Genomic DNA, 21,001 nt, shown 5'->3' with positions numbered 1-21,001 from the left:
TTTAATTTTTGTTAGCGTCAGCAAAGTGCCCCATCGCATCACACATGAATTTTGCCAACCCTTCACCATATTGGTCGATATTTTTGGTGAAGCGTTGATCGTCCACGTACATTTGACCTAATCCTTTGAAAGCATCCAGCGAGTATGTGCCGAAGTTATTGTTCAAACAATCATACCATTCTTTAATTGCCTCTTGTGCCTCCTCCGACTTTGGCGAGCCATTTCGGATTGACGCAAGTTTTAAATAGATTGCTGATACAACTTTCTGTGCATCTTTGGACATGCCCGCCACTTTAGCCTTCGACTCATCGACAGCTTTATCCCCCCAAAGCTTGCGAGCTTCTTCTTCATATGGATTCTGACTGAAGTCAAACCCTTCAAATTTTTCTTTATTCGTCATTTGAATTTCCCCTTTCATATGTCTAATCGATTTTTCGACCGTCTTAATTAATTTATCGAGCTGACTGCGTTTCTCCAGCAACATTTTTTGATGTTGCTTTAACGCATCTTGTTTATCAAACGAAGAGCTGCTAATCATTTGTTTTATTTCCTTTAATGGCATGCCAAGTTCCCTGAAAAACAGGATTTGCTGCAACATTTCAAGATTATCATTCGAATAAAGGCGATAACCTGCATCGGTTATTTCCTCTGGCGATAATAACCCGATTTCATCATAATAATGCAGCGTCCGCACACTAATGCCAACCAAATCGGCTAACTCCTTCACTTTCATTGCCACTGCTCTTTACCTCCTTTCGATATCATTAACAGTAAGGTATTACGCAACGTCAGAGTCAAATGGAAAAATGAAAATTTCCCTCCCAAATTTAAAAGACGATCCTTCCTAATGAAGAATCGCATGTTAGCAGGGTTCACTCTTTGTAAAAGCTTCGGATTAAAGCAAATCTAATTTACTTGACCGCTATTGATGTTCATACACTATGTAGTAAATTTCCCATTACTCGTGAATTTCCGCCTTTTACTCGTGAATCTGGCGCTTTTGCTCGTGAGTTTCGTGCTTTTACTCGTAAGTTTCCGCCTTTTACACGTGAATTTAGTGCTTTTACTCATAAGTTTCCGCTTTTTACTCGTGAATTAAACAATCTCATTATTCGTTAAGCGTTTGCTCTACATGAAATCTCGCTCCAATCTTGGCTAAACTTCTATCTCCAATGATTGGGAATGCTTAATGAAGGTGGTAATTTTGTCTTTGTGTCTCCTTTAGCCGAGTTAATCTGTGCTTGTGTGATAAAGAAGCTTCCGGTGAGATCGGCACCTCTTAAATCAGCGTCCCTAAAGTCTGCACCAATAAGATCCGTCACTCGCATGTCGGCTTCTCTGAGGTCAGATGCAATAAGCAAAGCTCCTCTTAAGTTCGCTCCCCTAAGGTCAGCTCCTCTCAACTTTGCACCGATCAGGTCACTTCCCCTACCTATTTTGTTCGACTTTTTTTTATTTTTCTTAAATGAAACCTTTGCACGTACCAGTTCACTTGTGCGCAGAAGTAAATCATTAACGATCGCTCTATGAGCTGGCACATTCAGGTCCATGATAGACTTTGGACTTTGTTGAGTGAGATATTCCATGTCTTCAAAAGCGGTCTGCAATTCTCGGTGAAGAGGTTGCGCATCTTCTAAATTCAGTGCTTCATTTAAGTAGCAAAGCATTTCATGAAGTTGTTGCATAATAGGAAATACATCGAACATTTCCTTTGCTGACTCTGGGTTGTTCCTCCAATCGTTTCCATCATAGGTGAGTTGAGATACCTTTTGACCGGCACCGAAACATTCATATACCGTGCAGCCTTTATACCCTTTAGCTCTGAGATTTTCATGGATGCCGCAACGATAATCTGATTGCAGGTTTGAACATGGTGTACCTCCCTCTTTATCAAATGCAAAATCAGCAGATTTTGCATAAGGCAAAGCCACACAGCACAAACCAAAACAATTCTCACAGTCTGCACGTAATTGATTAAGGATACTATCGTTATTCGTTAATTGATTAAACATTCTTACACTTCCTTCTATAAAACACTGGCTCTGCCTTTCTATAATCAAAAGTTTCATACAGTATATTTTTTTGTTTTCATTTTATCAAAAAAACCAATTTATCTATATATTAACAAAATACAAATAAACAAGAAATGATATTCCACTTGATACGGCGGCTGAAATTGATCATTAGAGGGAAGCAAGTGATTTCCATAATATTTTGAAGAATAATTAATCATGTTATAATTTATTCAAGATCACGGTACTCTAGGGGGTGTAGGCATGTATCCTTTTGATGGCAGGAAAAAAAGGGAGACAAAAATAGAAATGCAGCGTTGCAGCTATACTTTGGATACAAATACAGAAGGAGAAATAGACGAAATGTCTTTTCAAATCGCAAGAATTCTTCGGCCAATGTCCAAAGATATCATCTTTTTATGTATTGGATCAGATCGTTCCACAGGAGATTCATTCGGGCCTTTAGTAGGGACGATGCTTAGAGAAAACCAAGTCCCCTATCATGTCTTCGGAACACTCGCAGATCCTGTTCACGCCCATAATTTGAAAAGTGTTTTGAAAGAAATAAAAAAGCAATTTGTAAATCCCTTTATTTTTGGTATCGATGCTTGTTTGGGTGGTTATCATCAAATCGGTTCTATATTTCTGACAAAAGGTCCTTTTACCCCTGGTGAAGCGATGAATAAATCCTTACCTGAATTGGGTGATTATCACCTAAAAGCCGTCGTAAATTATTTAGATCCCCTTTTGCCCCGACAATCTTTAAATGATACGAGACTGCATACTGTAATGAATCTGGCGAAGATTACCACAAGAATCATTGTTAAAAGCGTCTAGGGCAACAGAAAAACCCCAATAAAGCCTTAGCTTTTCGGGGTAAACAATGAAATGCATAATCTTGAAGGACACTCCCATGATTTGTGTTTTAAACATACATATTTTGTAAAGTTCCACTTTTCTTTTGCAATAACCTTTTTTTTAAAACACCCTACTATTCATTGCTATCATTATGCTAAACATGGGTCATTAAAGTAAATAACTTCTGATAGAACCTTATTGCCCCGAATATTACAGAAAACTTCCCTTGCTGCTTGTTCTGTTTCAAATTCATACATTACAATACCTCTGCTTTTATAGAGTGTGATGATCCACATTGAAAATCCTCCAATTTTAAAATATCCTTCTGCAAGATAGAGTAACCATTCCTTTTACTAAATGACTCCCAAGATTATCGCGGCTATTGTCATAACAGTGACAGTCCCTAATGCCCATTTCACGGCAAACCGCTGTAGATCCCCGAAGTCAGTGCCAACTAAACCTATTAGCAAATGTGCTGCGGCCACCAAAGGACTCAATACGTGTATCGGCTGCCCTATTAATGAAGCACGCCCTATTTCTGCCGCGCTAATTCCATAAGCATCAGCGGCTTGTGCGATAATAGGAAGTACGCCAAAATAGAATGCATTATTTGACATAAAGAAAGTAAAAGGGGCACTGGCATACGCAACAATAACCGGTAAAAATGGTCCGAAAGATTCCGGAATTAATGAGACCAACGTAATGGCCATTGCATCAATCATTTTCGTTCCAGACATGATGCCGGTAAAAATCCCGGCTGCAATGACAATTGAAACGACGGCCAATGCATTTTTCGAATGAACGGCGATTCGATCCTGCTGATCTTTCAAATCAGGATAATTGACCAATAACGCAACGGCGAACGCAATCATGAATAAAATGGTCAAAGACATAAAATCAATGATTAATGATGCCATGAGCACAATCGTTAAAATGAAGTTGAACCAGACCAATTTCGGTCTGCGATAATCACGGGAGACCGTAGTTGCCGCTAACTCGGAATTGGCCTCCGAATTCATTTCATTAGTGTGATTATGCTGGATCTCCACTACGCCCAATCTCTTTCGTTCTCCTTTTCCCAATATAAAAGCCACGACAAGAACCCAAATTAGGCCAAACCCCATGACAGGAATCATCGGCAAGAACAATTCCGATGCGTCAAGGTTCAACGAGGCCATCGCCATAGCGGAAGCTCCCCCCCACGGTGTCATATTCATCACACCCATAGATAACATGGCTACAGTGGCTAATATTATTTTGTTCATGCCCAGACGCTTATAAAGGGGTAAAAGTGCTGAGACAGTAATTATGTAAGTAGTTGTCCCGTCCCCATCTAATGCGACGGTCATTGAGAGAATAGCGGTTCCTAAAACTATTTTTAATGGATCTCCTTTTACTATTTTCAATATTTTAGAAATAAGAGGATCAAATAAACCGGAATCTATCATTATTCCAAAATATAAAATCGCAAACAATATCATTATGGCTGTTGAAGCTATACCTTCAACACCATCCTGCATCATGGGACCCAGCTCTGTAAAAAATCCTCCAATCACTCCAAATATGATTGGAACGAGCATAATGGCCACTAGTGCCGATAGTCGCTTCGACATAATTAAATACATGAATACTGCAATCATGGAAAATCCTAAAATGGATAACATCTTCAAGCCCCCTTCTGTTTATCACCATCTCATTTTGACAGCGCTTTCTTTAGAGACTATCATCCATTATGCCTTATTCACATATAAAGAAAGTAAAAAGAGTTTTTTTCATTTTTTTCACGCCTAAAAAAGAAAAAATCCCATTGATGAAAACGAATTTCATCAACTGGGATTTACATGTGTTTTATTTTATATTTTCTTTCAGGCCTTCCTACACCACCATACAAAACCTCAACTTCCATTTCATTACAAGAAACTAAATACTCCAGGTATCTTCGCATGGTTGAATAACTAATTCCAACGAGTTGACCTAGTTCATCAGCGTTTAAACTGCCATTGACGTTTTGAATCTTGCTTCTGACCATTTTCAAGGTATGTTTGTCAATTCCCTTGGGAAGAGAATTTATTTGGACATCATTTGCTGTATTTGAATTACTTATGGTCCGAAAAAGAGTATCCACTTTATCTTGATTTACTAAATTGCCATTATGCAGCTGCCGTCTCGTCAGGTCGTATTGGTTGAGCGTCGCAAGAAGCTTATCGATAATGATCGGTTTTATAAGGTAACCAAAAGCCCCTCCCCTAATCGCTTCACTGACTGTTTCGGTATCATTCGCGGCGGTGATCAGAATTACATCAATCCCCCGGTATTCCCTCCTAATTTCCCGAAGAAGGTCAATTCCATTCATATCAGGTAAAAAGATATCCAATAAAATTAAGTCCGGTTGTGCGGCATGCAGTATATTCAGCGCTTGCTTGCCTGTGCTAGCTGTAGCTATGACAGTGAATTGATCTAGTTGATTCGTAAATTGTTTATATATATTCACTGCATTCTCATCATCTTCAACAATGACGACTGTAATCGGTCCTTTGGACATTCTCACGCCTCCTTTTCTGCTTTTATATCCTTCGGGAAGACGACTGTAAATCTTGCTCCCCCCAAATAACTGCGATCAATATAAATTTCACCGCTTAAAAGACCAATGGAGTTTTTTACAATGGCCAAGCCGATCCCATGATTTTCCCCATTTTTAGTCGTATAACCATCTGTAAAAATAATATCTTCCATTGCATGAGGGATACCTGGACCGTTATCCTCGATATCAAATATGATTTCGTTTCCTAAATCCGTAAACGAAACTTTGACCTTTCCCTCACTTTTGTTCTTTTGCCGCGCTGCCTCCATCGCATTATCGATGACATTACCAATAACGGAAACCAAGTGATGGGAATCCTCAGGTTTTAATGTACTGTTTAAATTGCTTTCCTGTTCTATTTCTAAAATAACCTGCAATTCTTTTGAACGGTTTATCTTTCCAAGTAAACAGGCGGCGATTAAAGGGTCTTTAACCGATGACATAAGAAACGAAATGATATCTTGCCTCTCCCTCACTTCAGAAGAGATGATGTTCATTGCCCTATCATACTGTTTTAAACTAAGTAATCCATAAATGGTATTTAATTTATTTAAAAACTCATGATTTTGTGCCCGCATATTTTCTGAAAAGGCCTTGATTTCTGAAAATTCATTAGTTAATTGTTCAATTTCTGATACTGTTCTTATTGTTAAAACGATACCCCTGACGTCATTATGATTTAGGATTGGGGATAAATCCAAAATGTATAGCTGTTGGCCTAAAAGTAACTTACGATTGAACTGCCCCTCTTTTGTGCTGATTACCATTTTGATGAGTTTTTCTAAATGCCCATTTACAACTCTCTTTCCCACCATAAGCTGATGATCATGAAACAATTCACGTGCTCTTTTATTCATGGAAGTAACCTGTTTTTCAATGTTAATCGTAACGGTAGCATATCGGATGGCATCAAGTGTCGCTTCCCTTTCCTGAAAAAGAAAAGAAATTTCCTCAGGCTCCAGACCTAAAATAAGCTTTTTTAAGCGTCGCGCTATAAATATTGCCCATAAGATTCCTACACTGATCGGGATAAGTGACAAATGAATAATCTTCATTTTATAATTGGATATTTGATCTTGAACATTCTCTACCAAAAATCCTACAGATGAAACACCGATAACTTCCCCTTTATCATTCCAGATAGGAGCCTTAGCTTTAATCGCTGGCCCCGATATCCCATTTCCTTGATAAATAATAGATTTGTGTTCATTTAGTACTGCATCATTACTAGTAGCCGTAGGCTTCCCAATATATTCTGGATTAGGATGAGAGTATCGAAGTCCTTTATGGTCTGCAATGGTTACATAATCTGCACCTGTTGTTTGACGAATCATTTCTGATACGGGTTGAATCACCTCTGAGGGCTGTTCATCGTTAAATCCCTGGATGATCGTTGGATTTCGAGCCGCTAATTTGGCCACCGTCATTGCTTGCTTACCCATATGGTTTTCGACGATGTCTTCCAGCAGTGTAGAGAATAGGATGCTCACAAGTAAGGTACTGATAAAAACAACGAATATGATAAGTAATGTCATTTGAGTTAATAGGTTCACTCTAATTTTAAACATCCACATGCCAAGCCTTTCCGTATTGATTGCTCATACTCGTATAGTATATTTCTCAACTTCCAAACAAAACAATGATTTGTTTCTTATCAAATGGACTTGAATAAAATTTGCAAAATCCTAAGTAACAAAACAGTTTAGTTATATTATGGTTGTGACTAGGAGGGAAATTTTCCCTTCACAAAGTTCACCTGGGTTAATAGTTCTTCCCATTCTTCAAGTGATAGTTTTTCGGTAATATGCTTATATGAATCAGGGACTTTTATCGAACACATAAGTTCCAGACTATTTCCATCGGGATCATTGAAATAGACGGAAGCATTTCCTTGGTTCGGACGCACAAAAGGTTCAATGGTTGTCCTTTTTCCAAAAGGGACGACTTCAATTTGCAAGGATTTGAGCCAAGTTAATGCATTTTTCATATTATCATAAGTTACCCGAAAGGCGATATGCCTTAGTGAAGGGTGGTATGGAGTTTGATATTCCTTCCCTTCCCATAAGCCGACCCAGCTTTTGTTTTCCTCGATCCAAAAGAAGACAGTATCTTCATCCCTCCAAGCTAGTTTCAAGCCTATTTTCTTATAAAAATCCATAGAGATCTCCAGGTTCTTGGCTGGTAAATGGGCTTCATATAAACCTTCTATCATATTAGATTCTCCTTCTCCTATAACTTTCATTTTTACGAATTATGATCTGCCAAACAAAATAATTCAAGAAACCGATCCTATTATCCTTCTAATTGGATATAGTAAAACCCGAACAAGGACACGTCTCATTCGTGTCAATTATTCGGGTCATTTGTTCAGCATCCGCTTGGTCGGTTCAAAACTTCTCGGGATAGAGTCCTTCCGCTACTGTCCGTAAGGCTAGTGGTGCACGAATCCCTTCCGCGCCCGCTGAAAGAGGAAGCACGATGATTGCTTTATTTCGAATGGCCGGTACATCCGCCAGTTCACTTTTATTTAATAAGAATGCTTCTTTTTGCTTTATGGGGATATCTCCGTAATCAATGATGGCAATGACATCCGGATTCCGATCGACGACTTCTTCCCAACTGACCTCAGGCCACCCCCCTTCCGTATCACCAAAAATGTTCTGGCCGCCAGCCATGGAAATGATTCCTGTCATGTAATTATTTTTCGCTGCCGTTCTCGGGACTTCTTCACCGCCGTCATATACGAAAACGTTTTTGGGCTTGCCTGCACTTTCGATTTTTGCTGTAGTTTCTTTTAATTCGCGTTGCATCTCTTTGATGACTTCCGCTGCTTTTTCTTCTACATGAAAGATGCGTCCAATATTCTCAATATCTTTATACACATCTTCTATTGTCGGTGTTGACATATTGGAAGACTCTTGGATATATGTATTGATTCCGGCTTCTTTTAGCTCTTGGACGGTTCCTAACGTTTGTTCCGTAAAGGCGCTTTTCCAGCCTGCATATGCAAAATCCGGCTCAGCTTCAAAGAAAACTTCTTTTGATGGGTATTCCTTGGAAAGCACAGGCACTGTTTCATAGGCATCTTTATACTTTGGCAAAATTTCGTCATCCAAATAAGCCGTACCTGCCATTGAATCCTGCAACCCCAATGCAAGCATGATTTCCGTCGCATGCTGGTTTAGCGAAACCGCACGTTTTGGTGCCTCTGCATAGGTGAATTCATGATCCAGATTAGTGATGACCACTTTTTCTTTTCCACCTTTTTCGCTCTGTTTGCCTCCGTCCTTTGAAGCTTCCTCGGAGTTATTGCAAGCGCCCAATATCATCATTGCCAATAAACTGATGCTTAACAAAATCTTTCGGTAAACAGTCATATACTTTCCCCTCATATCCATTGTTTTTTTATATATGTGCTAAAAAGGTGATATGCGTCTTTTGCGTGATGGGGTGTATGCCGATTTCCGTTTCCACCCCGAACACCTTCCTTATCATTTTTGTCGTCAATACAGCTTCTGGTGTTCCGGATGTGATCACTTTGCCATTTTGGATGACATATATATGATCACAATACATGGCTGCCAAGTTTATATCATGCAGAGCCGTCAAGACGGTAACGTCCAGCTTTTTTACAAGGTCCAGCAATTGGAGCTGATGCCTGATGTCTAAATGATTCGTTGGTTCATCCAGGATGATGATATTCGCTTCCTGGGCAAGGGCACGGGCTATGAGGACACGTTGTTTCTCACCACCCGATAAGCTCATGAAACTCCTGTCTTCAAATCCACTCATTTCAACGCGAGCTAATGCTTGATTGACGATTCCTCTATCTTTCTCCGTATCTCCCTGAAATAACCGCTTATGAGGATGCCGTCCCATCCAAACCATCTCTTGTACACTAAAGTCGAAGGTCAGGGATGTTTCCTGACTGACAACCGCCATTTCCCTGGCTGTTTGTTTCTGTGAAAGCCGGTAAAGGTCACGGCCGTCCAGGTGAACAGCTCCCGTATGAGGCTTCAAGATCCGAGAAGCATTTTTTAATAAAGTGGATTTCCCACTCCCATTCGGACCGATCAGCCCAACGAACTGCCCAGTTTTTATTTGCAGTGATATATCCTCAATGATAGGAGTGTCCAGAATTGAATAGGATACTTCTTCAATAGCTAATCTCACTTGCCCCCACCTCCAAATGAATATGAACTTCGCCGCAAAAGCCAAATGAAGAATGGTCCTCCGCAAAGTGCGGTGACAACGCCAATCGGAAGTTCTTGAGGTGCCAGGACCAGCCGGGCACAAACATCTGACCAAATGACGAGGATCATGCCAATCAATATGCTGCATGAAAGAACACGTTTATGGTCTGTCCCGACCAATAGCCGGGCTAAATGCGGTACGACCAGACCGATGAACCCAATCGAACCGCTTACAGCCACAACTGTTCCCGTAACAAGGGATGTAATGATGATCAGAACTTTACGGAAGGCTTCCATATTGACTCCGAGCGTCGCGGCTACTTCTTCGCCCATCAATAAGATATTGAGGGAGCGGGATTGTACGATAAGGAACAAGGAAACCACAAGCACCACAACCGCTGGAATCGGTATGTATTCCCATTTTGCCCCCGCTAAGCTGCCCATCATCCAAAACATCGCTTCACGGATGCCGGAATCTTTTGGTGCAAGAGTGACAATGAAATTAGTGACGGCAGACATGATCATCGAAATGGCTACACCCGCCAATAACAGCCTTGTCGTTTGAATTCTCCCTCCCACTTGAGCCAATAAATACACGGAAAGCATCGCAGCCATGGCCCCCAGGAAGGCACCGAATGATAACGCATATTGACCGAATATAGGAAGCGCCCCAAAAAGAATGACAAGGGTTGCAGCAACAGAAGAACCAGATGAAATGCCCAGAATATACGGATCTGCAAGTGAATTGCGCACCAAGGCCTGGATGACGACACCCACTACGGATAATCCCGCACCTACCACCGCACCGAGCAATACACGGGGCAGGCGGATATCCCAAATGATCCGCTCTTGTGCGATACTCCAATTCACCTCCAGAAAACCACCGATAAAAGGCAGATGCCCTAAGGCGATCTTCCAAACCGTTATTGCTGACATCTTAACTGGCCCAAGGGTAACAGCGAATGTAACTGATAATAAAAGGATGCACAGCAAGAAAAATAGCAGAAAACGAAACCTGCGCTTGGCATTTCTCTCAAAATGAGGTTCTTCAAGCACATCCCCTCTCTCTTTCAATGAACTTCTAATCAATGACTCTTCCAATGATGAAATCCTCCTTCAAAAAAAACACAAAAAAACCCCAATCCTTTTAACAAAGAATGGAGTTACGAGTATAGGCCAAAAAATACGGAAGGACCTAAGTCCGCCTTTTCTTACTCTCGAACACCTCTCCTCTCAGCGAAGGAAAAATTGGTGATGCTCACTAGGTAGGTCTCCTGGCTTCCATATCAACATTTCCTTTCGTCTTCCCTGACTGACGGTCAAGTGACATCCTGAAAGAAAACTCCTTGGTTACAGTGGCGCGACCACTCGGGATTTGCACCCGATTCCCTGTTACCCTTTGTTCACACAAAGGCACCCAGCGGCAAATATATGAACTTCGCAAAATTTTCCAAACAATTAAATACAACGTTAGTATAGTATACTCCCAATCTTTTCACAATTAAAAAAATGGGATGCGGTCTATTATATAGAAGAAAATGGATTTAAAGGTTCTTTCTATAATGGTAGAATGTTAGCTTTTGACCCGTATCCACACTAAACTCCTCATCAATCGAAATCCGTTCAAAACCGTTTTTCACTAAAACCTTTTGGGAAGCGATATTGTCGCTTGTAGTTTTGGCATGTATTTGAGTCACATTCAATTCCGGCGCCAGATTAACCAAAAGCTTTAGAGCTTCATTCGCAAACCCTTTTTGCGTAAACGCTTCACCGATTCTATAACCGACATGAGCCGTACCATTAACGGGGTCGATATCCACAAGATTAATCCTGCCGACGATTATGCCTGAACCATCCTTAATCAAATAACAAGAAGAGATAGCATCTTCTTGTTCTTTTAATAATTCCTTATGCCTGATTCCAAACGATCCAAAGCTATAATAATCATCTCCCCGGCCTGGGACCGTTTGCTCGAAAAACCTTCTATTATTGCATTCAAATGCAAATAACGCTTGTGCATCCCGTTCATTAAGCCTGTCAATGTATATATCCATTATTCTTCCACCCTTTCAAAAAAACGCTCCTAATCTATCATTCAAGAAAACAAAGGGCTTATCCTTCCTGATAAATAGATAGATGAAGATTTGTACCCTGGCTTGATCCAGCTTCCCTTTATTGTTCCCTCAAATCCAGTTCCTGAATAAAGATAAATACATGAATTACTACAAAAGTCAAAAATAAATTATTTTTTTCTGGTAAAAAATCAGCGGATGATGTATCATAGGCTTCAGATATTCATTATTCTCATTTGGTTAATCGGAATTAGGAGGAATATATATGATTGGTTATGTGTTTTTAAATCTTGCCATAATGCTCGTTCTTTTAGGCGTTTTATTTTACATGAATAAGAAGCATATTTCCTTTACAAAAAGGGTCTTTACTGGACTTGGTTTAGGAATTGTATTCGGACTTCTTTTGCAGTATTTCTATGAACCTCAGTCAGATGCGATCGTTAAATCGGTCGATTGGTTTAACATTGTAGGTTCCGGCTATGTCAAGTTCCTGCAAATGATCGTCATGCCGCTTGTCTTCATTTCAATCTTATCCGCATTCACAAGATTGAAACTGACTAGCAATATTGGAAAGATCAGTGTCCTGATCATCGGAATCCTGCTTGGAACGACTGCGATTGCAGCTGCTGTCGGGATCACCTCGGCAACTGTATTCGATTTGGAAGCCGTTCAAATTGAGCAAGGGGAAGCGGAGTTAAGCCGCGGGGATCAAATATCGGAAACATACGGTACGATTCAGGATAAAACGATGCCGCAGCAAATTCTTGAATTGATTCCGTCCAATCCGTTCCTTGATTTAACGGGTGCACGTCCGACATCAACCATTTCCGTTGTAATTTTTGCTGCATTTCTTGGGATTGCCTATTTAGGAGTCAAAAGGAAACAGCCTGAACATGCTGAATTTTTTGCTAAAATAGTAGATACATTGCACAGCATCATCATGCGCGTAGTAACATTGATCCTGCGTTTAACACCTTACGGGATCTTGGCGATCATGACGAAGACGGTAGCTACGAGCGATTTGGATGCCATCCTGAAATTAGGAAAATTCGTAGGTGCCTCTTATGTCGCCCTGATTGTCATGTTCCTTATCCATTTGCTATTGCTGATGCTTGCAGGATTGAATCCAATCGTATATTTGAGAAAAGCTTTCCCAGTATTATCGTTTGCCTTCACTTCAAGAACAAGTGCTGGCGCTCTGCCATTGAACATCCAAACACAGAAACAACTAGGGGTGTCCGAAGGTATTGCCAACTTTGCCGGATCCTTCGGCTTGTCGATCGGTCAAAACGGCTGTGCCGGAATCTATCCGGCCATGTTAGCGGTCATGATCGCTCCAACGGTTGGGATCAACCCGCTAGATCCTTCCTTTATAGCCATGTTGATTGCCATCGTAGCCATTAGTTCTTTCGGGGTTGCAGGTGTAGGCGGAGGCGCAACATTCGCTGCCATCCTTGTATTATCTGCAATGAACCTGCCAATCGCCTTGGCCGGCCTGTTGATTTCCGTCGAGCCATTGATCGATATGGGGAGAACGGCTGTGAATGTCAGCGGAAGCATGACTTCCGGTATTCTGACTAGTAAAATAACGGGCGACCTGGATAAGGAACAGTTCAGTGAAGAATCATCTTTGAAAATCGAAGCTGAAATGTAAAATAAAAAAGCATCGGACTTCCATTGGAGGTTCGATGCTTTTTTACATATGGTTACTTTTTAATTTGCCTCGCTGTGTAATGATTGGCCTGAATAGCCGATAGTGCTTGGAACATATACTGGACAGCTGCATATACCCCGCATGCAAGGAGTATTCCAGCGAGTACATCCAATACAGCATGCTGTTTCGTAAATAGCGTCGAGAGGATGATCAGTGTTCCGAATGCAGTGACACTGGCATACTCCCATTTGTGCTCTTCTTTCCGCTTATGGGCAACGATCATCATGATGAATGTAGTCAGTACATGTATGCTAGGAAGACAGTTGACAGGTTGATCATGACTATAGACGAATCGCATTAAATGGGCAAATATATCGTTACCCACCACTTCCGGACGCGGAACTGTCGTTTGCCAAAGGCAATATACAAGAAAACAGAAAAGTTTCCCCGATATCAAACTGCCTAATCCTACGAAATAGTGCTTTCGGTCAACAAAACAGTAGTAAATCAGCAATCCATAAATATACGGATACCAAAGTAAATAAGGAACGACAAATTCTTTAATAAAGGGAATCTCCCCATCTATTATAGTCGTAACATCGACAGCATGACCTGAAGATTGATTGATGATTGAATAGATGGAACTAGTAATCACCAAAAGTATTAAATAATATAACGGGTGAAAGGATAGTAGGGAATTGTTTTTCATAGCTCGCTCCGACTTTCAATATATTGGTTTTTTTCCAAAGATTATTATACAACATTTTTCACTAAATTAACTCTTTAATTGCTAAAGTTAATGATTCCCATGAACTAGTAAAATGGATATCTCTTACTTTTCATCAGACCATGAATACATAACGAAAGCCATGGCATATACCACGGCTTGAAACGGAAACTTATACGCGGGAAGGCAAAAGTGATCACTCCGCCTTCTCTAGATTTTGTTATGGCGTTTTTTCCATACATACGTTAAGGAAATGAAGATGTAGATGCAAAGTGTAATGATTGTAACGACTATGGATGTCGTGAAAATGATTCCGATCAGGATCGTTATTAAAGCGATGATCGCAGCCCAAGTCGTATACGGGAACCATTTTACCGAATAGGCACTTGTTTTTCCTGACTGTTGTTTACGTGATTTCAAATGGGCGAAAGCAATGATCAACCAGATGAATAATACGGTATATCCAAGCGAACCCATTAAGAAATCGAAGGTCTTGCTTCCAGCAAATAAGGAAATCAGTACACCGCCATATAAAGCGGAAGTACACATTAATATTGCGGGAACAGGTACTTTCTTCTTGGATAAACGGGAAAAGATTTTCGGAACGCGACCATCCACGGCTTGTGTATACAGAACGCGGGATGAACCATACAACCCGGAGTTCATCGATGAAATGATCGCTAATAGAACAACGGCGTTCATGATATGGTCGGCACCAGGAATACCGATCATTTGAAAGACCATTACAAACGGACTTTCCTTCACTCCGTTTACTTCGTTCCAAGGAATTAAGCTAACGATGATGAAAAAAGGAATGATATAGAAAGAAATGATCCTGACCAATGTACTGCGAACGGCCTTTGGAACCACTTTTTCAGGATTTTTCGTTTCAGCTAATGTGACCCCGATGATTTCCGTACCGCCATATGAATAGATTACCACCAGCATCGCAGTGATCAAACCTGTCGATCCATTCGGAAAGAAACCTCCATGCTCGGTCAAGTTAGAAAAACCGACGGCTGTATGATCACCAAAAGTAACGAGCAGCAACAATAATCCAGCCATGATGAACACAATGATGACGGTAATCTTAATTAAAGCAAGCCAGTACTCCGTTTCAGCAAAAACCTTTACCGACAGTAAGTTAACCGCAGTAACTAAAACCGAAACAGCTAATGCCAATATCCAGATTGGATATCCAGGCAGCCAATATTGAATGAAAATTGCCGCAACCACTGATTCGGCCGCGATATTCAATACCCACATTTTCCAATAAATCCAATCCAGGAAATAGGCAGGATACTTTCCTAAAATCGATTGGACCAAATCCCTGAATGTTCGTGCACCGCTATTGCGGACCGCCATTTCAGCTAAACCTTGCATGATGAATAATAGGATGATGCCTCCTATCAAGTACGCTATGATTACGGAAGGACCTGCCATATCAATGGCTGAACTGCTTCCTTTAAATAAACCTGCCCCGATGGCACCTCCTAATGCCATCATCGTTATATGCCTTGAAGTCATTGTCCTCTGTAAATTCCGTTTGTCCGTTTCCATATCCTTACCTCCCCAAAATCAAAAAAAGCATATCGTCTCTTCCTTCATAATCAAATGAAGAAAGAGACGATATGCCTTAAGCTTACCGCGGTACCACTCTTATTGGCTCTCTTTTAGAACCCTGCTTTAAAAACCTTGTAACGAAGGTCAATCGTTAAAACAAAAGAATGGAATCATTCCTATCTTTCGCTTTACCACTCCCAGGCAAGTTCAAAGTATCATTGGACTGCGTTGCACCAACCCGCAGCTCTCTTCACCTAATAATGAGCTTTTACTACTCCTGTTCATTGCGTTTCAAAAATTATATCTGAATATTTTTAATAATATCCAATACTATACGGACTCAAGGTAAATTTGTCAATAACTTTCTTAGGATAATATTTTCAAAGAAATAAATTAGGGGAAATCGTGAAAGCCCTTGATCAATTATAGGATACTGTTGGACAAACAATATACACATTTATTAGCACTTTAGGAACATCCTGCGGCTGCAGAATCAGGTGTTAGATAGTCTTAAAAGATGAAAATGAAGAACCCATGATGGTTGAAGCGTATTTGAACCCAATAAAACTTTTGCCTATACAAGGTTTCCTAAAGACAAAAAGTGCCCCTTTATGGACACTCTCAATTTGCAGCAGTTATTCTTGGGCTATGGGAAGCCTAGACTCTCCTAACCTTTTAAAACTCCTTCCCTAACCAGGATGCAGCCACCATCAGAACCCCAACGACAATCACAATAACCGGTCCTACAACAATTAATCCAAATAGCAGTGAGCCTACTGCGTCCAGGAAGATTCGAAATGGTCCTGCTTTTTCCTTTTTATTCTTTTGCTGCGTTAATAAGTCTTCCAGATGACCGACTTTTTGCTTCAATTCCTGCAACTCTTGAATTACTTTTGTGTCCTGGTCCATGAATTACCACCCTCCCCAATTAACAATAAGTGTTAATTCTATCATTTACATCCATTTTTTAAAAATAAAATTTAACCTCGAAACCAACTCTATCATTCTATTTTCATCCATAAAATTTAAACTTTTTTTTCAAATTCTGTCATCAATGATACAATAACATGGTCTGAAATCAATCCACTCTATAGAACACGTGAGGTATCATATTTTTTATGAAAGCAATACAATTATTAAAGAGTTTTAACTTTTTATATTTTGGACTGCTTGCCATTTTCATTCCGTTTCTGCCAGTCTATCTGGCTGATCAAGGTTTGCGTCCAGCCCAAATCGGATTCATCATCGGTACAGGAGGTTTTGTCACCCTCATTACTCAGCCTTTATGGGGAATGATCAGCGACAAAACAAGGACTATACGAAAAGTCCTGTTGTTACTCATCTTTTTCTCGAGCGTAATCGGTTATTTCCTCTATGATTCAAGCAGTTATCTTCAGCTTATCCTGTTTGCCATGCTGCTTTATTTCTTTTTGATGCCGATCGATCCCCTGACGGAAAGCCTCAATTTTACGATGGCAGAGAAATCCGGGATTAGCTACGGCTCCATCCGGACATATGGTGCATTGGGTTATGCGGTCATATCGCTGATCACCGGCTATGTTATGTCATATTTCGGAGCGAACAGCCTTGCGTTCCTTTTTGCAGGAATAGGTTTGATCAGCTTCATTGTCAGCTGGATGATGCCTGATGCTCCCGTTTCAGGGAAACCTGTCACCTTAAGCAGCCTTAAGCATTTTTTCAGCAATAAAGAGACGCTTCTCTTTCTGTTATTGGTCTTTATCTGTGCTGTTCCAGCAAGGATGAACGATACCTTCCTTGGAGTATATATCCGGGAACTTGGAGGAAGTGCCAAGCTTGTAGGCTTGACCTGGTTCTTGGCGGCGGGAAGTGAAATCGTTGTATTCGCCCTAAGCTTTTGGTGGCTGCGCAAAGGTAAGGAAATCATCATCATTTCGTTTGCAGCAGCGTTTTTCTTTATCCGTTATTTCGTCTCAGCGTGGATTACCGATCCACAGCTATTAGCTTATTTGCAAGTCATGCAGCTATTGACTTTCCCGATTTTCTACTCGGCGGCCATCCAATATCTTTACCGTATCGTTCCGGTGGAATGGCGTGCCACAGGCCAGACCGTACTGGCGCTGCTATTCTTCGGGGTTTCGGGAATCATTGCTTCTTATATAGGCGGAGCCATATATGGAGCATATGGAGGGAAGACCCTTTACCTGTTCATCTCCTCTATCTCCTTTTTAGGAATGGTATTCGCTTTGGTTCTTTATCGGATATACGGAACGAGGCTCGATACCGCAGAGGAAGCTGTATAATCTAAAAAACGGTATAAAAAAGAGCATGTTTTGATTAAAACATGCTCTTTTTACATTCCGTTAGCGAAATAAAGGGGCAACCGTCAACATTAACACAGAGGAGCAAAGCAGTATAGTAGTTGTCCTGTTTGAGAGTTTTACTTGTTTGCCATTTTTATAGAAACCTGAAAATTGAAGCCGGTTTTTATAGAGTACATAAAGTAATGGAAAAATTGCCATACCAACGATCCATCCGCCCGTGGTATTCTCTACGGTTATTCCAAAAATCGCATAGATTGAATTAATGATGAGCCCCATTATCATTCCAATAACGAAAATAATGGTGATTATACGAAATAATTCTAAAATCACTCTTAACATCATTTCACCTACTTTTTTCCTGTAATCCGTAAAAAAGGCTGCAATCAGCAACCTTGAATGAACTTTACAGGATGGGATATTTCCCTAAATATAACAAACTTTCCTCTATTGGTAAATAGACGCTCTTTACTCTTCCTCTTGAACGAGCGAATGCTTAAATGCGTAAATCACTGCTTGCGTGCGGTCCTGTACCGCAAGCTTGCTTAATATATTGCTGACATGCACTTTGACTGTTTTCAGGGCTATGTATAGTTCATCGGCAATTTCCTGATTCGTTTTCCCTTGAGTCATCAGCAATAAAATTTCCATTTCACGGTTTGTCAATTGATCATGAAGCTGGGTGATTTTAGGGCGACGCAGCTTTTCCATCATTTTTCCCGTCACTTCAGGTTCAAGTACGCTTTGACCTTGGAAAGTGGAACGGACGGCTCTCGCAATCTCGCTGGCCTTTGATGTTTTCAACATATAGCTCGTCGCTCCGGCTTCCAATGCCGGGTACACTTTTTCATCATCCAGGAAGCTTGTCACAATGATGATCTTTGCTTCAGGCCATTTTTCGATAATTCGTTTCGTCGCTTCTATGCCGTCCATTTCCGGCATCACCAAATCCATCAAAATGATATCCGGACGCAATTCCATTGCCAGTTCGACAGCTTTCAAGCCATTGTCCGCTTCCCCGATCACTTCGATATCCGATTGTGCGGATAAATAAGCCGATACCCCTATCCTTACCATTTCATGGTCATCGACAAATAATACTTTAATCATCATGATCACCTCCAGCATTTAATAATGGGATTTTCACTTCAAGTTTCGTTCCTTTATTCGGAACGCTTACAAGTTGCATCGTTCCGCCTAATTCAACAGCCCGTTCATGCATGTTTTGCAGACCATATGATCCCGTTTTCGACTCCTCGACGTTAAAACCGATGCCGTCATCCGTTATTCGTAAAATGACCATTCCATCACGAACGATCAATAGCACTTCAAGCGAATTGGCTTTTGCATGTCTCAGTGTATTGGAAATCGATTCTTGTAAAATCCGAAACAGATGGTCCTCAATCCCCTTATCCAAAGTGACAGGCTCCATCTTCCAATTTATATCCATCGTCACTTTTTGGGCCAATTCCAAAAGAAGCTCCTTCATTCCTTCATGTAAAGATTTTCCCTTTAATGCAACAGGTCTCAAATGAAGCAATAGCGCCCTCATCTCAAGCTGGGATTGATGGATCATTTCTTCCACTACCTTGAATTGTTTCATTTCCGTTTTTTCCATATCGGATTGTGATTCAGTGATGGCCGACATGAACATTGAAGCTGCAAACAATTGCTGACTCACCGAATCATGCAGCTCCCGCGCCAAACGGTTTCGTTCCTGGGAAACGATTTCCTGGATTTGTTTCTCCTGATCAATGGCCTTTTCATTCGCCATTTTTTGCGATAATTTTGTCTGCTCATTGATTTGCTTATGGATCAGTTGCATCCGTTCCGCCATTTTAGCGATTTCTTGGACCGGATACCCCTCCTGTTGCGATGGCAGACGGCCCTGTTCAAGTAAATGCAGCCCTTCATCCACCCTTTCGAGCTGCCTCTTCCAAAACATTCCCGAAACAACTCCATAAATCAGCCCTACCGTCATGACCAGGCTTGGCAGGAATATGACGAAGGGTAACCCCATGACCATTTTCTCCCATAATAAGTTCCAGTCGGATAAAGGAAAAATGAAGAAAACCGCCGCCGGCAAGGCAAGGGAAAGAACAAAAGCAACACCAAGGGCAGTCAATATCTGCCGTGTCAGTATGCTCATATCCGCTTCACCTCTAAATCCCCAACTAAGATTGAAGTGATGATATGAACCTTGTGATCCGTTTCATTGAACCCTTCCGTTTGGTAGGAATAAATTTGATTAAAGACCCTGGATTCAGGCTTATTCTCAAAGATCCGCGCTCTGCCTGCAATGACAGAATGATGGACCCTGATTTCGATTCCATACGGTACAAAAACAGTGATATTGCCAATGATATTCCTGATGGAAATGACAGCGTCGCCCTTCGGTAAAATCGTTTTGCTTAAATCGATAACCGTATCACCGACACCGCCCTGAACATTCACGGAATTCCATTCATATACATGTTCGGCCGTTTGTTGATGACCGAACAATTTATTTTTAAATAGATAATCGGTTTTCAGCAGTGGCTCCTTATTGATCCGTTCTTCGTCCGAATCATCATTGGTTATAATGGGACTGACCCAATCAGGATTCTTTTTGGACTGATAATATAAAAGCAATAGATAAATAAGGATCGCCATTAGGAAAAATCTAAAAACGAACATATTCAAGACGGTGATGATAAGGGAAATCAGCCCTATAAAAAATAGAATTTTCCCGATTGTCCGTTTTGTGAATTTCCTGCCTAAATAGATACATCCTATTGAAAAAGCGATGGAAAAAAGGAGACCTCCACCCGTAAATGAAATCTCTAAAAAAAGCAGGACGACTCCGATGAGAAGTATCCATCCCATATAGTCCGTCTTCATCTTGTTCAACATCGGTTCGCCTCCCCTGTATATGATCATGATATTCTTAAAAGGCACAGGAACCCGTGCCTTTTAAGAATACCATGAAATTATCATTTTCTGACAGCCTGTTTTCCCCGACCTCCATTCCAAAAGGCCAGGGGATTACAGAGATGCCTTAC

Annotated in this window: 20 protein-coding genes, 1 riboswitch and 1 other annotated feature; of the genes, 3 read left to right on the top strand and 17 right to left on the bottom strand. The window is 40.8% G+C overall.

What is annotated here, in order from left to right; all coding sequences use genetic code 11:
- Nucleotide 1 precedes the first annotated feature (1 nt).
- Entirely contained in the window at nt 2-739 is a 738-nt protein-coding gene (locus ACWF5P_RS01495; protein ID WP_101223117.1) for a MerR family transcriptional regulator, read from the bottom strand.
- 424 nt (nt 740-1,163) lie between these two features.
- Nucleotides 1,164-2,012 carry a pentapeptide repeat-containing protein gene (locus ACWF5P_RS01490; protein ID WP_434167652.1) on the bottom strand — a complete coding sequence of 283 codons (849 nt, stop codon included), beginning with the start codon at nt 2,010-2,012 and terminating at the stop codon, nt 1,164-1,166.
- 264 nt (nt 2,013-2,276) lie between these two features.
- On the opposite strand from ACWF5P_RS01490, the gene yyaC reads away from it, so the two are divergent.
- On the top strand, nt 2,277-2,849 hold the full coding sequence (yyaC, locus tag ACWF5P_RS01485; RefSeq protein WP_434167653.1) for a spore protease YyaC: 573 nt from the start codon (nt 2,277-2,279) through the stop codon (nt 2,847-2,849).
- A 170-nt stretch (nt 2,850-3,019) separates the two neighbouring features.
- On the opposite strand, the gene ACWF5P_RS01480 is transcribed toward yyaC, so the two are convergent.
- From ACWF5P_RS01480 to ACWF5P_RS01440, 9 genes are all read right to left on the bottom strand, one after another.
- Nucleotides 3,020-3,166, bottom strand: coding sequence for a hypothetical protein (locus ACWF5P_RS01480; protein WP_230176639.1), 147 nt, complete (start codon nt 3,164-3,166; stop codon nt 3,020-3,022).
- 57 nt (nt 3,167-3,223) lie between these two features.
- On the bottom strand, nt 3,224-4,534 hold the full coding sequence (locus tag ACWF5P_RS01475) for a CitMHS family transporter (protein WP_101223119.1): 1,311 nt from the start codon (nt 4,532-4,534) through the stop codon (nt 3,224-3,226).
- Between the two features lie 173 nt (nt 4,535-4,707).
- Nucleotides 4,708-5,412 (bottom strand): response regulator, encoded by a 705-nt coding sequence (locus tag ACWF5P_RS01470; RefSeq protein WP_434167654.1) that lies wholly within the window; start codon nt 5,410-5,412, stop codon nt 4,708-4,710.
- Nucleotides 5,413-5,414: 2 nt separating this feature from the next.
- Nucleotides 5,415-7,019 (bottom strand): ATP-binding protein, encoded by a 1,605-nt coding sequence (locus tag ACWF5P_RS01465; RefSeq protein ID WP_434167655.1) that lies wholly within the window; start codon nt 7,017-7,019, stop codon nt 5,415-5,417.
- Between the two features lie 155 nt (nt 7,020-7,174).
- Nucleotides 7,175-7,663: a VOC family protein gene (locus ACWF5P_RS01460; protein WP_434167656.1), complete on the bottom strand. Its 489-nt coding sequence runs from the start codon at nt 7,661-7,663 to the stop codon at nt 7,175-7,177.
- A gap of 175 nt (nt 7,664-7,838) precedes the next feature.
- Entirely contained in the window at nt 7,839-8,828 is a 990-nt protein-coding gene (locus ACWF5P_RS01455) for an ABC transporter substrate-binding protein (RefSeq protein WP_452444516.1), read from the bottom strand.
- 28 nt (nt 8,829-8,856) lie between these two features.
- On the bottom strand, nt 8,857-9,624 hold the full coding sequence (locus tag ACWF5P_RS01450) for a heme ABC transporter ATP-binding protein (RefSeq protein WP_434167658.1): 768 nt from the start codon (nt 9,622-9,624) through the stop codon (nt 8,857-8,859).
- Complete coding sequence (locus ACWF5P_RS01445) at nt 9,621-10,700, bottom strand: iron chelate uptake ABC transporter family permease subunit (RefSeq protein WP_434169715.1); 1,080 nt, start codon at nt 10,698-10,700, stop codon at nt 9,621-9,623. Before ACWF5P_RS01445 ends, ACWF5P_RS01450 begins: the two co-directional genes overlap by 4 nt.
- A gap of 191 nt (nt 10,701-10,891) precedes the next feature.
- A riboswitch (cobalamin riboswitch) is annotated at nt 10,892-11,080 on the bottom strand.
- Between the two features lie 108 nt (nt 11,081-11,188).
- Nucleotides 11,189-11,698: a GNAT family N-acetyltransferase gene (locus ACWF5P_RS01440; protein WP_434167659.1), complete on the bottom strand. Its 510-nt coding sequence runs from the start codon at nt 11,696-11,698 to the stop codon at nt 11,189-11,191.
- A 283-nt stretch (nt 11,699-11,981) separates the two neighbouring features.
- Here ACWF5P_RS01440 and ACWF5P_RS01435 point away from each other — a divergent pair, with 283 nt between their 5' ends.
- Nucleotides 11,982-13,370 carry a cation:dicarboxylate symporter family transporter gene (locus tag ACWF5P_RS01435; RefSeq protein ID WP_434167660.1) on the top strand — a complete coding sequence of 463 codons (1,389 nt, stop codon included), beginning with the start codon at nt 11,982-11,984 and terminating at the stop codon, nt 13,368-13,370.
- A gap of 52 nt (nt 13,371-13,422) precedes the next feature.
- On the opposite strand, the gene ACWF5P_RS01430 is transcribed toward ACWF5P_RS01435, so the two are convergent.
- From ACWF5P_RS01430 to ACWF5P_RS01420, 3 genes are all read right to left on the bottom strand, one after another.
- The gene (locus ACWF5P_RS01430) at nt 13,423-14,079 is read right to left on the bottom strand and encodes a phosphatase PAP2 family protein (protein ID WP_434167661.1); all 657 of its coding nucleotides are present in this window, start codon (nt 14,077-14,079) and stop codon (nt 13,423-13,425) included.
- Nucleotides 14,080-14,307: 228 nt separating this feature from the next.
- Nucleotides 14,308-15,657 carry an amino acid permease gene (locus tag ACWF5P_RS01425; RefSeq protein ID WP_101223124.1) on the bottom strand — a complete coding sequence of 450 codons (1,350 nt, stop codon included), beginning with the start codon at nt 15,655-15,657 and terminating at the stop codon, nt 14,308-14,310.
- A 59-nt stretch (nt 15,658-15,716) separates the two neighbouring features.
- Nucleotides 15,717-15,954 (bottom strand) — a binding site (T-box leader).
- Nucleotides 15,955-16,335: 381 nt separating this feature from the next.
- Nucleotides 16,336-16,569, bottom strand: a complete 234-nt coding sequence (locus tag ACWF5P_RS01420; RefSeq protein ID WP_434167662.1) for a hypothetical protein — start codon at nt 16,567-16,569, stop codon at nt 16,336-16,338.
- A 209-nt stretch (nt 16,570-16,778) separates the two neighbouring features.
- On the opposite strand from ACWF5P_RS01420, the gene ACWF5P_RS01415 reads away from it, so the two are divergent.
- Nucleotides 16,779-17,942 carry an MFS transporter gene (locus tag ACWF5P_RS01415; protein WP_452444515.1) on the top strand — a complete coding sequence of 388 codons (1,164 nt, stop codon included), beginning with the start codon at nt 16,779-16,781 and terminating at the stop codon, nt 17,940-17,942.
- 486 nt (nt 17,943-18,428) lie between these two features.
- On the opposite strand, the gene ACWF5P_RS01410 is transcribed toward ACWF5P_RS01415, so the two are convergent.
- Genes ACWF5P_RS01410 through liaF form a run of 3 tightly spaced genes read right to left on the bottom strand, consistent with a single transcriptional unit; the run spans nt 18,429 to nt 20,852 of the window.
- Nucleotides 18,429-19,070 carry a response regulator gene (locus ACWF5P_RS01410; RefSeq protein ID WP_452444514.1) on the bottom strand — a complete coding sequence of 214 codons (642 nt, stop codon included), beginning with the start codon at nt 19,068-19,070 and terminating at the stop codon, nt 18,429-18,431.
- Nucleotides 19,063-20,109, bottom strand: a complete 1,047-nt coding sequence (locus ACWF5P_RS01405; protein ID WP_434167664.1) for a histidine kinase — start codon at nt 20,107-20,109, stop codon at nt 19,063-19,065. Before ACWF5P_RS01405 ends, ACWF5P_RS01410 begins: the two co-directional genes overlap by 8 nt.
- Nucleotides 20,106-20,852, bottom strand: coding sequence for a cell wall-active antibiotics response protein LiaF (gene liaF / locus ACWF5P_RS01400; protein WP_434167665.1), 747 nt, complete (start codon nt 20,850-20,852; stop codon nt 20,106-20,108). The genes ACWF5P_RS01405 and liaF overlap by 4 nt, the downstream gene beginning before the upstream one ends.
- Between the last annotated feature and the right edge of the window lie 149 nt (nt 20,853-21,001).

Source organism: Peribacillus sp. NPDC055009, assembly GCF_053608705.1.
The sequence above is the reverse complement of the archived record's forward strand: the minus strand, read 5'-3'. Positions and strand labels throughout refer to the sequence as shown.